The following is a 14777-nucleotide window of genomic DNA, read 5'->3' on the forward strand; positions in this document are numbered from 1 at the left end:
CCGAGGGGCTTGGTTCGCCGTGGGCTGGCCCGGCGGCGAATCGTCTCTGTCTCTGACTTTCGTCAAGTTGGTTCATGCTCGCGCGAGCACAATCCCCGCCATGACAAACACGGTGGTGGTGGCTGGCGGCGGCATCGGGGGTCTGGCTTGTGCATTGGCGCTGTCCCGCGCTGGGGTGCAGGTCGACCTGCTGGAACAGGCGAGCGCGTTCGGTGAGGTGGGGGCGGGCATTCAGCTGGGGCCCAATGCGGTTCGGGTGCTGAACGACTGGGGCCTGATCAATGCTTTGCACGACTTTGCGGCCTTCCCCGAAGCCCTGGACGTGCGCGATGCCCACAGCGCCACGCACCTGGGCCATCTGCGGCTGGGTGCGCTGGCCCGTGCGCGTTACGGGCAGCCCTATGCCGCCATCCACCGAGCCGATCTGCACGGCCTGTTGTTGGATGCACTTCAGCACGAAAGCGGGGTGCGCCTGCACCTGGGCACCCGGCTGTCGAGCTACGAAGAATGCGCCACCGGTCTGAAAGTGACTTGCGAAAACGAGGCGGTGTTCGAGGCCGACGCGCTGATCGGCGCTGATGGTCTCTGGAGCCGCGTCCGCCTGGAGATGCAGGGCGTGCAGCCGGCGCGCGTGAGCGGACACCTGGCCTACCGTGGCATGGTGGATGCGCAAGACCTGCCTTCCGCGCTGAGCGAGCCTGTGGTGACGGCCTGGCTGGGGCCGCGCCTGCACGTGGTGCATTACCCGGTCCGGCGGGGCGAGCTGTTCAACGTGGTGGCGGTGGTCGAGGGGGTGTTGGGGCGCAACCATGGCGGCCCGCCCGGCAGCGACCCACAGAGCTGGAGCCACGAAGCGCGCCATGCCGATCTGCTGCGTGCGCTGGGGCCGGTGTGCCCCGATCTTGCGGCGATGCTGGAGCGGGTGCCCGAGTGGAAGCTCTGGGCGCTCAACGACCGCCCGCCGCTGTCCGCCGCTGCCGAACACGCGCGGGGCCGCGTGGCCCTGCTGGGCGACGCAGCGCATCCGCTGCGGCCTTACCTCGCACAAGGCGCGGCGATGGCGCTCGAAGACGCCTGGACCTTGGGGCGGCTGGCCGGTGCGGCGGGCGATGCGCCAGACTGGTCAGCGCTGTTTGCGCGGTATGCCGACACGCGTTGGCAGCGCAACGCGCGCGTGCAGCGCCGCTCGCAGCGCAACGGCACCATCTTTCACGCCAGCGGCCCGCTGCGTTGGGCGCGCAACGCCTCGATGGCGTTGCTGGGCGAGTCGCTGATTGACAACCCCTGGCTGTACAACGGACCGCCGGAGCCGGTGTAACCACCCCCCGCGCCGCCTGCGGCGTCACCCCCCAAGGGGGCGATGCGAGTGGCCCGGCGGAGCCGGTTCCACCGCATCCTGGGTGGGGACATTTCGCGCCGGTGGGGAAGCAACGGCCGCTGTGAGTAGGCGTGCAGGTGCTGCACCTCGCCTGTTAGCCTGCTGGTCTGTTTTCATCCTCAAGAGGTCATCGCATGTTCCGGCCCCAACGCCGCCACGCCATCGCCGCCGCCATCGCCATGGCCTGCAGCGCATCTCCCGTGTTCGGCCAGACCCCTTGGCCCAGCCAACCGTTGAAGATCGTAGTGGGGTTCCCCGCTGGCTCCACGCCCGACCTGATGGCGCGGCTGCTCGCCGAGCCGCTGCAGCAGGCGCTGGGGCAGCCGGTGGTGGTGGAGAACAAGACCGGGGCCGGCGGCAACATCGCGGCCGACCAGGTGGCGCGTGCCACCGACCACCACACCATCGGGCTGATGATCAACGGCAACTTGACCATCGCGAAGATCCTCAACCCGGCCACGACCTACGACCCGCTGAAAGACCTGACACCGGTGTCGCTGATCGCGACCTCGCCGCTGGTGCTCACCGTGCCGGCCAGCGTGAACACCTCGGGAGCAGCGTACTTCGCGGCCGCGCGCCAGTCGGGCGACAAATGGAACTACGGCACGCCGGGCGTCGGCACCGTGGCCCACCTGGGCATGGAGCTGCTCAAGGCCAAGGCCGGCATCGCGCCGGTGCACGTGCCTTACCCGGGCAACCCCCAGGTGATCACCGCGCTGCTGGGCGATCAGATCCAGATGTCGCTGCTGCCGCCGGGCCTGGCCATGGCCCAGGTGCGCGCGGGCAAGCTCAAGGCCATCGGCGTGACCTCGGCCGGGCGCAGCAGCGTGGTGCCCGAGGTGCCGAGCCTGGCCGAGGCGGGCGTGAAAGACCTGCAACTGGAAATCTGGAACGCGGTCGCCGCGCCCAACAGCCTGCCCAAGGCCCATGTGAACCGGCTGGCCACGCTGCTGACCGAGATCGTGCGCCGCCCCGAGATCCGCCAGAAGATCCTGGCCCAGGGCTGGCAGGTGGCGGGCACCTCGCCCGAAGGCTTGGCCAACCGCATCCGCGTGGACACGGCGGCGATGGCGGACGTGATTCAGAAGAACAACATCAGGCCGAATTGACCCACCCCTGCGCCGCGCTGCGCGCGTCACCCCCTCAAGGGGGCGATGCGAGTGGCCCGGCGAAGCCGGTTCCACCGCATCCTGGCCTCCGACATCTCGCTCCGGATCGGCTCACCCCCGCACCGGTTCAACTCCGCTCGGCGCCAAGGCAGGCGGCCATGGTCGACAGCTCGGTGTCCAGCGCCTGCTGGAACGTTTCATCCTTGGGCGGCTGTCCGTCCACGTAACCCAGGTCAGCACGCAGCCGCCCCTCCACCACCGACAGGTTGCCCCAACCGATGACCTGGTCGCGCCACAGCAGCGGCATGGCGTAGTAGCCGCGCACGCGTTGGGCTGGCGGTGTGTAGGCCTCGAAACGGTAGGCCCAACCCCACAGGCGTTCGAAGCGGTTGCGGTCCCAGACCACGGGGTCGAACGGTGCGAGCAGGCGAGCATCCTCGGGTGCCTTCCAGCGGCGTGAGCCGGGGTCTTCGTCCGCCGGCCAGTACCACGCGACGCCGTCCACCTCGGCGTGGGGCAATCGCTGGACGGCGCGCTGCAGGGCGGCGCGCAACTGGTCCTGCCACTGCGGCACCGCGTGCTTGAGCATGGCCACCAGCTGACGCAGGCCGGGCTGCGGCAAGGGCGCGTACTTGTTCATCAGCACGTCGACCAACTGGTCCAGCACGGCGGGCACGTCGTCGGGCGCGGTCTGCGGCTGGTGCGCCGCGTAGAGGCGGATGCCGTTGTCGCGCCGCGCCACGCGCAGCAGGCCGCGGTAGTGCATGGCGTCGAGCAATTGGGTGCTGGCCTTGGACTGCCCACCCCACCAGTTGGTGGTGTGGCCATGGGCAAAGTGCGCGTCCACCTCGCGCGGGTGGGCTTCGCCCCGTTGTTGCACGTGGTGCCAGACTTCCTGCGCCTGCGCCCAGCGCTCGGGCGGCCATGCCTGGCGCGCGGTTCGCGGGTGCATGCGCGCGTGCAGTTCGGGTGTGACGAAGCCGTAGTTGACGAAGAAGTCTTCCTCCACCGCGAGCTTCGGGTATTGCCGCTCCAGGTCACCGGCCCGGTAGCCCTTCACCCGATGGCGCAGCGTCAGATCTTGCGCGCGGGCAGGCGAGCGGATCGGGTCGGCCTGCACGAAGCCCAGGCGGGCGATGGCTTTGGGCAGGGTGGTGGGCTTGAACAGGCTGCGGGCGACGGCGTAGCGGCGCAGGTCGGAGAGGGCGAGTGACGGCATCTCATGATCATGCCGCAGTGCGCTGTGCCAGCGCCCAGTCCGGCGCGAAATGCCCTGTCCAGCATGCGTTGGCATTGGCGCTCGCATCGCCCCCAGGAGGGTGACGCGCAGCACGACGCGGGGGGTCACAACGCCGTGCGCAGTGTCCAGATTTCCGGGAAAAGGACGACGTCCAGCATCTTGCGCAGGTAGCTGACGCCACCCGTACCGCCGGTGCCGCGCTTGAAGCCGATCACGCGCTCGACCGTGGTCACGTGGCGGAAGCGCCAGAGGCGGAAGGCGTCTTCCAGGTCGGTGAGTTCTTCGCCCAGCTGGTACAGGTCCCAGTGTTGTTTCGGATCGCGGTAGACGGTGAGCCAGGCCTGCTCAACCTCGGCGTGCGCCTCATAGGGCTGGGTCCAGTCACGCTGTGTGTGGCTTTCGGGCACGGCGATGCCGCGCCGCCCCAGCAGGCGCAGCGCTTCGTCGTACAGCGAGGGCGCCTCATACGCGGCCTGCACCATCGTCAGCCGTTCGGGGCTGTGCGCGTGGGGCTTGAGCATGGCGGCGTTCTTGTTGCCCATCGCGAACTCGATGCAGCGGTACTGAAAGCTCTGGAAGCCGCTGGACTGCGCGAGGTAGGGGCGCAGCGCGCTGTACTCGGGCGGTGTCATGGTGGCCAGCACGTCCCAGGCGTGCACCAGCTGCTCCATGATCTTGGAGACGCGCGCCAGCATCTTGAACGCGGTGTTGAGCTCGTCGTTGGCGATGTGTTTCACGGCAGCGTGCAGCTCGTGCAACATCAGCTTCATCCACAGCTCGCTGGTCTGGTGCTGCACGATGAACAGCATCTCGTCATGCGCGGGCGAGAGCGGTTTCTGCGCACTCAGGATGGCGTCGAGCTGCAGGTAGTCACCGTAGCTCATGTCCTGGCTGAAATCGAGCTGGGCTTTTTCTTCGGCCACGATGGCTTCGGTCCGGGACGCTGGTGTGCCGTCGGGTTCGGCGTGGAAGGGGCAGGACATGGCGGGCTCCTTCAGGTCACGGCGTGTTTGCGGTTGAACTCGGGGCGTTGCCACTCGCCCGATTCGAGCACCTGCTTCAGGTGCTCGACCGCGTTCCACACATCGACGAAGCCGATGTAGAGCGGGGTGAAACCGAAGCGCAGGATGTCCTTGTGGCGACCACCGTCACCGGCGCGGTAGTCGCCGATCACGCCGCGCGCGATCAGCGCCTGCACGATGGCGTAGGCGCCTTCGTCCTTCGTGAGGCACACCTGAGAGCCGCGCTGCGCCTGCTCACGCGGTGTGGCCAGGCCCAGGCCGTGGCCGGCGCAGCGTTCTTCCACCAGCGCAATGAACAGGTCGGTCAGCGCCAGCGACTTGGCGCGCAGCGCGGCCATGCCACCCAGCGGCTCGGCGGTCAGCAGCGTGTCCACGCCGCAGTCCAGCGCGGCCAGGCTGATGATGGGTTGTGTGCCGCACTGGTAGCGCGTGATGCCCGGGGCGGGGCGGTAGTCGGGCGTGAATTCGAACGGCGTGGCGTGGCCCCACCAGCCCGCCAGCGGCTGCCAGAAGCGGTCGGCATGCTGTGGGTTCACCCACACGAAGGCCGGTGCGCCCGGGCCGCCGTTGAGGTACTTGTAGCCGCAGCCCACGGCGAAGTCCGCCTTTGCTTCTTTCAGGTCCACCGGCACCGCGCCTGCGCTGTGCGCTAGGTCCCACACGGTCAGGATGCCCTCGGCGTGTGCAGCGGCCGTCACAGCGGCCATGTCGTGCATGGCGCCAGTGCGGTAGTTCACGTGCGTGAGCATGAGGATGGCGACCTCGGCGGTGAGCGACGCGGCGATGGCTTCGGGCTCGACCAGCACCAGCTCCATGCCGTGCTGTTGGCAGAGCGCTTCGGCGATGTAGAGGTCGGTCGGGAAGTTGCTGCGCTCGCTCACGATGCGTTGGCGCTGCGGCGCGTCGGCGGCCGCGATGTTCATGGCCGCGCTCAGCACCTTGAACAGGTTGACCGAGGTGCTGTCGGTCGCCACCACCTCGCCGGGGCCGGCGCCGATCAGGCGCGCGATCTTGTCGCCCACCTGCTGCGGCATGGCGAACCAGCCGTTTTTGTTCCAGCTTTGAATGAGGTCGGTGCCCCATTCGCGCGCCACCGTGTCGGCCACACGGGCCGGCGTGGCGGCCGGCATCACGCCCAGCGAGTTGCCGTCGAGGTAGATCGTGCCGGCGGGGATGTTGAAGGCCTTGCGCAGGTCGCGCAACGGGTCGGTGGCGTCGAGGGTGATGCAGTCTTGCTGGGTGGTCATGGGTTTTTGTCTCCTGGTGTTTACAGTTCTCTGAGTACCGCGCGCACCGGGCTCGCGTCGGCGGTGGTGAGCTTCAGGGGCAGTGCGATGAGTTCGTAGTCGCCCTCGGGCACGTCGTCGAGCAGCAGGTTTTCCAGCACGCGCAGGCCGCGCTGGCGGATGGTCTGGTGGCTGGTCAGCAGCTTGCTGTCGGCGGGGTCGATGCTCGCGCTGTCGATGCCGATGAGCTTCACGCCCTGGTCGGCCAGCAGGGTGACCGTCTCGGGTGCGAAGGCGGGCAGGGCGTGGTCGAAGCGGTCTTGCGGCATGCGCTCATAAACGCGGACCAGCACCCGCTGCGGGAGGTGATCCATGGCGTGGGCGATGTGCTCGGGCCGCACCAGCGGTCCGCAGCCGATGGCGTGGATCACGCGGCAGGGGCCGATGAAGGCCTGCAGGTCCACCGCGCCAATGGCCGAGCCCTCTGGGTCGTAGTGCAGCGGCGCGTCGGCGTGCGCACCCACGTGGGGCGAGAGCGTGATGGCGCTCACGTTGACCGGGCAACCCGGGCCTATGCTCGCCACCCACTGCTGCGAGTAGGCGGTGTCACCGGGGAAAACCGGGGTACCAGCGTGGACGGATGGGGAAATGTCCCAGAGCTTTTTCATAGTGCGGTGAAGGTAGCACCGGCAAAAAAACCATGGTGTCGGTAATTTCCAACGACCTTCAAAAATACTTCAGGCCTAAACGAAATCAGTCAAAACAGCGCGGCTCAGCCAGATTTGACGGGGGCTTGACTTAAAGCAAATGAGAAGCGTTGTCATCTGAATACACTGAGCCCATCAACTTCTCACTTGCCCAGCCATGTCCAACACCGCTCTGTGCCTTCCCCGTGTGTGCCCAGCCCCGAGCGATGCGGCGGTCGTCGGGCTGGACCGTTGGCCGCTGCACCAACCCGCCGAACTGGTGGGGCTGGCACCCGCCAGCGGCGACGAACAGGCACGCACCCTGCACCGGCTGGCCGAGGTGGGGTTTCTGCCGGGTGAAACCCTGCGGGTGATCTCGCGAGGCTGGCTGCGCGGGGGACCGATGGCGGTGCGGGTCGGGCAATCGACGTTTGCCTTGCGGTCGCACGAGGCCGCTTTGCTGCAGGTGCGTGCGCTGCGCGGGGCGGACTGAGCATGGACACCGCCGTGCCCCAAATGGCCCTGTTGGGCAACCCCAACTGCGGCAAGACCGCGCTGTTCAACCTGCTGACCGGTACGCACCAGAAAGTCGCGAACTACGCGGGGGTGACGGTCGAGCGCAAGGCAGGCTGGTTCGTCACCCCTCAGGGGCGGCGCGCCCAGTTGCAGGACCTGCCAGGCACCTACAGCCTCGTGCCGCTCAGCCACGATGAGGCGGTCACACGCGACGTGGTGATGGGCCGGCGAGAGGGTGAGGTGCGCCCCGACCTGTTGGTCTGTGTGGTCGATGCGACCCACCTGCAGCTGAACCTGCGTCTGGTGCTGGAAGCCCAGGCCCTGGGTTTGCCGATGGTGCTGGTGCTCAACATGTTCGATGTGGCGCGGTCACAGGGCATGCAGATTCACACCGACCGCCTGGCGCGGCGTTTGAACATGCCGGTGGTCACCGCCGTGAGTGTGCACAAGGACGGCGCGCACGACCTGCTGCGCCAGCTCGACGAGCTGCTGTCGAAGGGGCTGAAGGCCGGGACGCCGGTGGCGCCGCCCGCCGGCGAAGCCGACCCTGCGGCGCTGAACCGCCGAGTGCGGGAGCTGCTTGTCGATGCACTGGAGGTGCCCGCGCAGCGGTGGGCGCTCAGCGACCGCATCGACCGATGGGCTATGCATCCGTTCTGGGGCTATGTGTTGCTGGCGGGCCTGCTGCTGCTCATGTTCCAGGCGGTGTTCGCCTGGGCGGCGTGGCCCATGGAGACCATCGAAGCCGGCATGGGCTGGGTGGGTCGGGAGGTGTCCAGCCACATGGCCGACGGACCCTTGCGCAGCCTGCTGGTTGATGGGGTGATTGCCGGCGCCGGCGGGGTGCTGGTGTTCCTGCCGCAGATCCTGATCTTGTTCTTCTTCATCTTTTTGCTGGAAGACTCGGGCTACCTGCCACGTGCCGCCTTCCTGATGGACCGCGTGATGGGCACCGTGGGGTTGTCTGGGCGCTCTTTCATCCCCTTGCTGTCCAGTTTTGCCTGCGCCGTGCCGGGGATCATGGCCACGCGCACCATCAGCCACTGGCGCGACCGCTGGCTGACCATCCTGGTCGCACCGCTGATGACTTGCTCCGCACGGTTGCCGGTTTATGCGCTGCTGATCGCCGCCTTCATTCCCCAGCGCCAGGTGGCGGGGCTGTTCAACCTCCAGGGGCTGGTGCTGTTCGGGTTGTACGTGGCTGGCATCTTGAGCGCCATGGCGGTGGCCTTCATCGTTTCGCGGCGCCATGGCGATCAACCCACGCCGCTGCTGATGGAGCTGCCGGCCTACCGCTGGCCCAGTGCGCGCAACGTGGCGCGCGGGCTTTGGGAGCGCGCCCACATTTTCGTGCGGCGGGTCGGCGGCATCATCCTGGCGCTGATGGTGCTGCTGTGGTTTCTCTCCAGTTACCCGGCGCCACCCGAAGGCTTTACCGGGGCGGCCGTCGAGGCCAGCGTGGCGGGGCGGTTGGGCCATTGGCTGGCACCGCTGTTTGCACCGCTCGGGTTCGACTGGCGCATCGTGGTCGCGCTGACCCCTGCCATGGCGGCCCGCGAGGTGGTGGTGGCGGCGCTCGGCACGGTGTACGCCCTGAGCGTGCCAGGAGATCAGGTGGCGGATGCGCTGGGCAGCGTGATCGCCGGGCAGTGGTCGATGGCCACCGCGCTCTCGCTGATGGTCTGGTTCATCTACGCGCCGCAGTGCGTCGCCATGTTGGCGGCCGTGCGCCGCGAGGCTGGTGGCATGCGCCACGTCGCCATCGTGGCCGGCTATCTGTTTGCATTGGCCTATGTCGCGGCCTGGTTCACTTACCGGCTGGCCTCTCAATGGGGGGCCGCATGAACCAGCGCCGGCCAGCGCCCCGCGCAGCCCTCAGGGCCAAGGCGTGTCTGTGAGTTTGCAGTCTTTCATCGTTGCACTGTGTGTGCTGGCGGCGCTGGTGTACCTGCTGCGGGCTGCGCTGCGGCGCTGGCGGGTGGGCCGATCGATGGCGGTGCCTGCGGATCGCAGTGGCGCCGGTGCGCCGGCTTGTGGCCGTTGCCAAGGTTGCAGCAGGTCCGGTGGCTGCCACTGACTCAAAGCGGTGGCAGGCGCGCCAGCAGCACCTTCAGCGCGCGGTCGGGCGACACATCGGCGAACACCGCCGGGTTGGGCAGGCGCTGAACCAGTTCCAGCTCGGGCGCTTCTGCGGCCAGCAGGTCGTGCAGAAAACGCTCCGGGATTTGCGGCGCGTTCAGGCAGAGCAGGGCGTGGCCGCCAGGACGCAGCAGGTCGGGCAGGCGGCGCATCAGGCGTGGCCAGTCTTTGTTGGCCACGAAGCTACCCTTCTGGTGACTCGGCGGATCGGCGATCACCAGCCCGTAAGGCCCCATGCGCGTGACCTTGCCCCATGAGCTGAAGAGGTCGTGCGCGAGGAACTTGGCACCGCTGGTGATGCCGTTCAACTGGTGGTTCTGCTGGCCGGTGGTGAGCGCGCCCTGCGCCATGTCGATGTTCACCACCTCTTTCGCGCCACCCTGGAGTGCTGCCACCGAGAAAGCGCAGGTGTAGGCGAACAGGTTGAGCACCTTGTGGCCTTGTGCGTTCGTGCGCACCCAGCGCCGGCCCTCGGCCATGTCGAGAAACAGGCCGTGGTTCTGGCCGCGCTGCAGGTTGATGCGGTACTTGGCGCCGTCTTCGGTGACCACGTGTGACTCGGGCACGGTGCCGGCGAGCACGGTGGTTTCGCTGCGGCCCTCGAAGCGGGTTTGCAGCACGGCGTTGAGCGGTTCGCCGGGCGCGATCTGCGCTTGCCGCGCCTGCAGGGCAGCGGTCACCGCGGCCCGTTCTTCGGCCGTGGTTTCGCCGAATTTGGTCAGCACCCACACGGGCGGGAAGGCGTCCAGCGTCCAGGCCTCGTTGCCCGGGTGCAAGCCGCCGCGCCCGTGGAAGAAGCGTTGCGCGTCAGTGGGCATGGCCACCGTGGCGATGGCGTCGAGCAGGGCTTGCATGGAGTGGATGTGCGGGTCAGCCGCCGAAGGATGCGCTCAACGGTGAAAGCCCATGGCGGCGGCGCGCCTGGCCGCAGGCATCGCTGCCTTCTTCGAATTCGCGGCAGGGGTTGGGTCGCCACTCGTAGATGCCGCAGGTGGCTCTTTCACCGATGCGGCCCGAGAGCGCGGCGCAACGGGGTTGCCCGTGGTCGGTGCCGCGCATGCGGGCGATGCTGTCTGTCACCGGCACCCACAGACCGTCGGGAACGCTGCCACCCTCAGACTGGGTTTCGTGCACCGAGAAGTCCACGCGAAAGCTGGCGCAGCAGGCGCCACAAGTGGTGCAGGCACTCATGCGTTGGTTGGCGGCGGCTCAGCCCAGACGGCCCAGCAGCAGGTACTCCATCAGCGCCTTCTGCGCATGCATGCGGTTCTCGGCCTCGTCCCAGACGACCGATTGTGGGCCGTCGATGACTTCGGCGCTCACCTCTTCACCGCGGTGCGCGGGCAGGCAGTGCATGAAGAGCGCGTCGGGTTTGGCCACGGCCATCATGGCTTCGTCCACGCACCACTGCGCGAACGCGGCGCGGCGCACCTCGTTTTCGGCCTCGTAGCCCATGCTGGTCCAGACGTCGGTGGTCACGAGGTCCGCGCCGGCGCAGGCGGCCTTTGGGTCCTTGAAGACCTTGTAGCAGCCTGGGTTGGAGATGCCGGCCAGCTTCGGGTCCACCTCGTAGCCGCTGGGCGTGCTCACGTGCACCGTGAAGTCCAGCAGTTCGGCAGCTTGCAGCCAGGTGTTGGCCATGTTGTTGCCGTCGCCCACCCACGCCACCACTTTGCCCTTGAGCGCATCCAGCGGGTTGCCGCTGGCGGCCGGGCGGTGCTCGACCAGGGTGAACAGGTCGGCCAGGATCTGGCAGGGGTGGAACTCGTTGGTCAGGCCGTTGATGACCGGCACGCGCGAGTGCGCGGCGAAGCGCTCCAGCTTGCTCTGCTCGTAGGTGCGGATCATCACCATGTCCACCATGCGGCTGATGACCTTGGCGCTGTCTTCGATGGGCTCGGCGCGGCCGAGCTGGCTGTCGCCCGTGGTCAGGTGCACCACCGAGCCACCGAGCTGGTACATGCCGGCCTCGAAGCTCACGCGGGTGCGTGTGCTGGCCTTCTCGAAGATCATGGCCAGCGTGCGGTCCGGGTCGGCGAAGGGCTGGTGCTTTTCGAAGGCCTTGAACCTGGCCTTGATGAAGGCCGCGCGCGTGAGCAGGTAGGCGTACTCGTCGGCGCCGAGGTCCTTGAACTGGAGGTAGTGGCGGATGCTCATGCGTTTTCCGTCAAGAAGGTGGTGATGAGGGGCAACAGGATGGCCGCGACTTCGTCGGCCTCGGCGGTGGTCATGATCAGCGGCGGCACCAGGCGGATCACGCTGTCGGCCGTGACAGACAGCAGCAGGCCGGCGTCGGCCGCGCGCTGCGTGATCTCGCCGCAGGGCTTGTTCAGCTCGATGCCGATCATCAGGCCCTGGCCTCGGATTTCTTTCAAGCCCGGGTTGCCCGCCAGGCCTTTGGCCAGCGTGTCCCGCAGGTGAGCGCCCACCGTGGCGGCGTTTTCCAGCAGACCGTCTTCTTCCATGATGCGGATGGTTTCCACCCCGGCGCGCATGGCCAGCGGGTTGCCGCCGAAGGTGGTGCCGTGGTTGCCCGGTTGGAAGATGTGGGCGGCCTTGGGGCCGGCCACCACCGCGCCGATCGGCACGCCAGAGCCCAGACCCTTGGCCAGCGGCATCACGTCCGGCTTGATGCCCGCCCACTGGTGGGCAAACCACTTGCCGGTGCGGCCCATGCCGCACTGCACCTCGTCGATCATGAGCAGCCAGTTCTTGGCGTCGCACAACGCGCGCACGTCCTGCAGGTACTGCACGCGCATCGGGTTGATGCCGCCTTCGCCCTGAATCGTTTCAAAGAACACGGCCACCACGTTGGGGTTGCCTTCGGTGGCCTGTTTCAGCGCCTCAATGTCGTTCACCGGCACGCGGATGAAACCCTCGACCAGCGGGCCGAACCCGGCCTGGATCTTGGGGTTGCCGGTGGCCGAGAGCGTGGCAATCGATCGGCCATGGAAGGCCTTTTCGTACACCACGATCTCCGGGCGCTCAATGCCTTTGTCGTGGCCGTACTTGCGCGCCAGCTTCAAGGCGGCTTCGTTGGCCTCCAGTCCGGTGCTGCAGAAGAACACGTTGGAGAGGCCCGAACGCTCCACCAGCAGCTGTGCCAGTTTTTCCTGGTCGGGCACGTGGTAGTAGTTGCAGCAATGCATCATCTTGGCCACCTGCTCCTGCAGCGCGGGCACCAGTTTGGGGTGGCCGTGGCCCAGGGTGTTGACGGCGATGCCGGCCAGCGCGTCCAGGTATTCCTTGCCGTTCACGTCCCAGACGCGGCAGCCTTTGCCGTGCGACATGGCGATCGGCAGTCGGCCGTAGGTGTTCATCACGTGGGGCGACGACGGGGCGGCGGGGGCGGCGGCATTCATGCGGAACTCCGGGTTGGAAGGGGCCAAAAGAAAGCGGCTCAACGCAGGTTGAGCCGTTGAAAAGCGATTTTAGGCGCAGGCACCGGCATCATCTTTGCTTGTTGGGCATCAGAGCCATGCGGCACACCTCGGTCGGTTGGTCCGGGTTTTCCCTGAGCTTGAGTCTTATATAAGATAGAATACCCACCTCACCGAGAACGAGCGATCCTCGACACTTCGGTGGCTTTTTCACCCTCCCGCGCCCTCCATCCGAAGGCCTTTTCTGCACTCCACCGATGGCTCAACCCGCTGCCAAGCAAGTGTTCATCCAGGGCGTCACCAGTACGGGGCGCGCCTTTCGCCCCAGTGACTGGGCCGAGCGGTTGGCGGGTGTGATGAGTCAGTTCCGCCCAGGTGGCGGCAAGGCCATGCAGGGCAGTCACATCGCCTACTCGTCCTGGTGCGTGCCCACGGTGATGAACGGGGTGAAAGTGGTGGTGGTGAGCACCGACCTGCGCGAAGCCGAACCCATGGCCTGGGATTTCGTCATGCATTTCGCGCGCGACAACGACCTGCAGGTGGTGGAAGCCTGCTTGATGCCGGACAAGATCTGAAGTACCCCCGCCGCGCTGCGCGCGACCTCCTCAAAGGGGGCAACGCGAGCGGCCTGGCAAAGCCAGTTCCGCCGCGTTCCGGGTTTGGGCACTTCGCTCCGGCGTGGTTTTTTGGCGCTGACTGCGGCGTCGCTCTGTCACGCATCGCATCCGCTATCCTCCGCTGATCGGGCATGTGCCCTGTTTCAGGAGTGATCCTTCATGGCGATGGACGACGTTGACTACTTTTTGCACGGCGACGACATGCAGTGCGTCGAGATCGAGCTCGACCCCGGCGAGGCCGCGATCGGTGAGGCCGGCAGCATGATGTACATGGAAGATGGCATCCGGATGGACACCGTGTTCGGCGATGGTTCTGCCGCGTCGGGCTCGGCCGGCCTGTTCGGCAAGCTGCTCGGCGCGGGCAAGCGTCTGATCACGGGTGAATCGCTGTTCACCACGGTCTACACCAACGACGGCCGCGGCAAGAAGAAGGTGGCGTTTGCCGCGCCCTACGCCGGCAAGATCATGCCGTTCGACCTGAGCCGTTACGGCGGCACCCTGATCTGTCAGCGCGACGCGTTCCTCTGTGCAGCCAAGGGCGTGTCGCTCGGTATCGCGTTCCAGCGCAAGCTGGGCACCGGGTTCTTCGGCGGCGAAGGCTTCATCATGCAGAAGCTCGAAGGCGACGGCCTGGCCTTTGTGCACTCCGGCGGCACGGTGCTCGAGCGCCGGCTGCAGCCTGGCGAGGTGTTGCGTGTGGACACAGGCTGCGTGGTGGCCTATACGCCCGATGTGGACTTCGACATCCAGTTTGTCGGCGGCGTGAAGACGGCGCTGTTTGGTGGCGAGGGCCTGTTCTTTGCGGTGCTGCGCGGCCCGGGCACGGTGTGGATCCAGTCGCTGCCGTTCGCGCGCCTGGCCTCGCGCATCTTCGCGGCCGCGCCCAGGATGCAGGGCGGCGGTGGCCGTGGCGGCGAGCAAGGCGGTTTGACGAGTGGACTGGCTGGGGGTCTGCTTGGCGGCTTCATCGGTGGGGATGACGACTGACAGCGCTTTTGAGGCGCCCATGAAAAAACCGCCCGAAGGCGGTTTTTCACTTTTTGCTGGCAGCGCACCGTTTCAAACGGCGGACCGGGATGGTCCGGGCTGATGGCCTGACGGATCAGGCCGGTGAATGCTGCAATTAAGCGGCAGCGAGTGCCAGGGCCTTGACCTTGGTCGACAGGCGGCTCTTGTCGCGAGCGGCCTTGTTCTTGTGGAAGATGCCCTTGTCGGCAACGATGTCCACCACTTGTTGCATCTTGGCGAACAGTTCGGTCGCCTTGGTCTTGTCGCCAGCCAGAACGGCTTTTTCAACGTTCTTGACGGCGGTGCGGTATTTGGAACGCAGCGAGGTGTTCGCGGCGTTGATCTTGACGTCCTGGCGGACGCGTTTGCGGCCAGAGGCCAGGCGGGGGTTCTTTTTCTTCGGCTTGGTTGCCATGGTGAAATTCCTTCAAATGTTTGGGGATGTTGCCAGCAAAG

15 protein-coding genes are annotated in these 14777 nt (G+C 67.0%); 6 read left to right on the forward strand and 9 right to left on the reverse strand.

Annotation, left to right across the window (positions count from 1 at the left end; all coding sequences use genetic code 11):
• Positions 1-100 precede the first annotated feature (100 nt).
• Both B0E41_RS24745 and B0E41_RS24750 read left to right on the forward strand, forming a co-directional pair.
• Positions 101-1318 carry an FAD-dependent monooxygenase gene (locus B0E41_RS24745; RefSeq protein WP_077335543.1) on the forward strand — a complete coding sequence of 406 codons (1218 nt, stop codon included), beginning with the start codon at positions 101-103 and terminating at the stop codon, positions 1316-1318.
• 194 nt (positions 1319-1512) lie between these two features.
• Complete coding sequence (locus tag B0E41_RS24750; protein WP_077335545.1) at positions 1513-2487, forward strand: tripartite tricarboxylate transporter substrate binding protein; 975 nt, start codon at positions 1513-1515, stop codon at positions 2485-2487.
• 127 nt (positions 2488-2614) lie between these two features.
• Here the strand turns inward: B0E41_RS24750 and B0E41_RS24755 are convergent, their stop codons facing one another.
• From B0E41_RS24755 to kynB, 4 genes are all read right to left on the reverse strand, one after another.
• A complete protein-coding gene (locus B0E41_RS24755) occupies positions 2615-3706 on the reverse strand; it encodes a crosslink repair DNA glycosylase YcaQ family protein (protein ID WP_077335547.1) in 1092 nt (363 codons plus the stop codon).
• 125 nt (positions 3707-3831) lie between these two features.
• Positions 3832-4710 (reverse strand): tryptophan 2,3-dioxygenase, encoded by an 879-nt coding sequence (gene kynA, locus B0E41_RS24760; RefSeq protein WP_077335549.1) that lies wholly within the window; start codon positions 4708-4710, stop codon positions 3832-3834.
• A gap of 11 nt (positions 4711-4721) precedes the next feature.
• Complete coding sequence (gene kynU / locus B0E41_RS24765; RefSeq protein WP_077335551.1) at positions 4722-5996, reverse strand: kynureninase; 1275 nt, start codon at positions 5994-5996, stop codon at positions 4722-4724.
• A gap of 20 nt (positions 5997-6016) precedes the next feature.
• Positions 6017-6643, reverse strand: coding sequence for an arylformamidase (gene kynB, locus B0E41_RS24770; protein WP_077335553.1), 627 nt, complete (start codon positions 6641-6643; stop codon positions 6017-6019).
• Between the two features lie 196 nt (positions 6644-6839).
• Here kynB and B0E41_RS24775 point away from each other — a divergent pair, with 196 nt between their 5' ends.
• Together B0E41_RS24775 and B0E41_RS24780 are read left to right on the forward strand one after the other, a co-directional pair.
• Complete coding sequence (locus tag B0E41_RS24775; RefSeq protein WP_077335555.1) at positions 6840-7154, forward strand: FeoA family protein; 315 nt, start codon at positions 6840-6842, stop codon at positions 7152-7154.
• A 2-nt stretch (positions 7155-7156) separates the two neighbouring features.
• Entirely contained in the window at positions 7157-9022 is a 1866-nt protein-coding gene (locus B0E41_RS24780) for a ferrous iron transporter B (RefSeq protein WP_077335557.1), read from the forward strand.
• Between the two features lie 233 nt (positions 9023-9255).
• Here the strand turns inward: B0E41_RS24780 and B0E41_RS24785 are convergent, their stop codons facing one another.
• Genes B0E41_RS24785 through B0E41_RS24800 form a run of 4 tightly spaced genes read right to left on the reverse strand, consistent with a single transcriptional unit; the run spans position 9256 to position 12678 of the window.
• Positions 9256-10170 (reverse strand): class I SAM-dependent methyltransferase, encoded by a 915-nt coding sequence (locus tag B0E41_RS24785; protein ID WP_077335559.1) that lies wholly within the window; start codon positions 10168-10170, stop codon positions 9256-9258.
• A gap of 16 nt (positions 10171-10186) precedes the next feature.
• Complete coding sequence (locus tag B0E41_RS24790; RefSeq protein ID WP_077335561.1) at positions 10187-10507, reverse strand: YkgJ family cysteine cluster protein; 321 nt, start codon at positions 10505-10507, stop codon at positions 10187-10189.
• Positions 10508-10525: 18 nt separating this feature from the next.
• Complete coding sequence (gene argF / locus B0E41_RS24795; protein ID WP_077335563.1) at positions 10526-11473, reverse strand: ornithine carbamoyltransferase; 948 nt, start codon at positions 11471-11473, stop codon at positions 10526-10528.
• Positions 11470-12678, reverse strand: coding sequence for an aspartate aminotransferase family protein (locus B0E41_RS24800; protein ID WP_077335565.1), 1209 nt, complete (start codon positions 12676-12678; stop codon positions 11470-11472). Before B0E41_RS24800 ends, argF begins: the two co-directional genes overlap by 4 nt.
• A 275-nt stretch (positions 12679-12953) precedes the next feature.
• On the opposite strand from B0E41_RS24800, the gene B0E41_RS24805 reads away from it, so the two are divergent.
• Positions 12954-13271: a DUF3579 domain-containing protein gene (locus tag B0E41_RS24805; RefSeq protein WP_077335567.1), complete on the forward strand. Its 318-nt coding sequence runs from the start codon at positions 12954-12956 to the stop codon at positions 13269-13271.
• A gap of 201 nt (positions 13272-13472) precedes the next feature.
• Positions 13473-14300, forward strand: coding sequence for a TIGR00266 family protein (locus B0E41_RS24810; RefSeq protein WP_077335569.1), 828 nt, complete (start codon positions 13473-13475; stop codon positions 14298-14300).
• A 136-nt stretch (positions 14301-14436) separates the two neighbouring features.
• Here the strand turns inward: B0E41_RS24810 and rpsT are convergent, their stop codons facing one another.
• Positions 14437-14736, reverse strand: a complete 300-nt coding sequence (gene rpsT / locus B0E41_RS24815) for a 30S ribosomal protein S20 (RefSeq protein ID WP_077335571.1) — start codon at positions 14734-14736, stop codon at positions 14437-14439.
• Positions 14737-14777 lie beyond the last annotated feature (41 nt).

This window comes from Hydrogenophaga sp. A37, assembly GCF_002001205.1.
In the GTDB taxonomy this organism is placed as follows: Bacteria; Pseudomonadota; Gammaproteobacteria; order Burkholderiales; family Burkholderiaceae_C; genus Hydrogenophaga.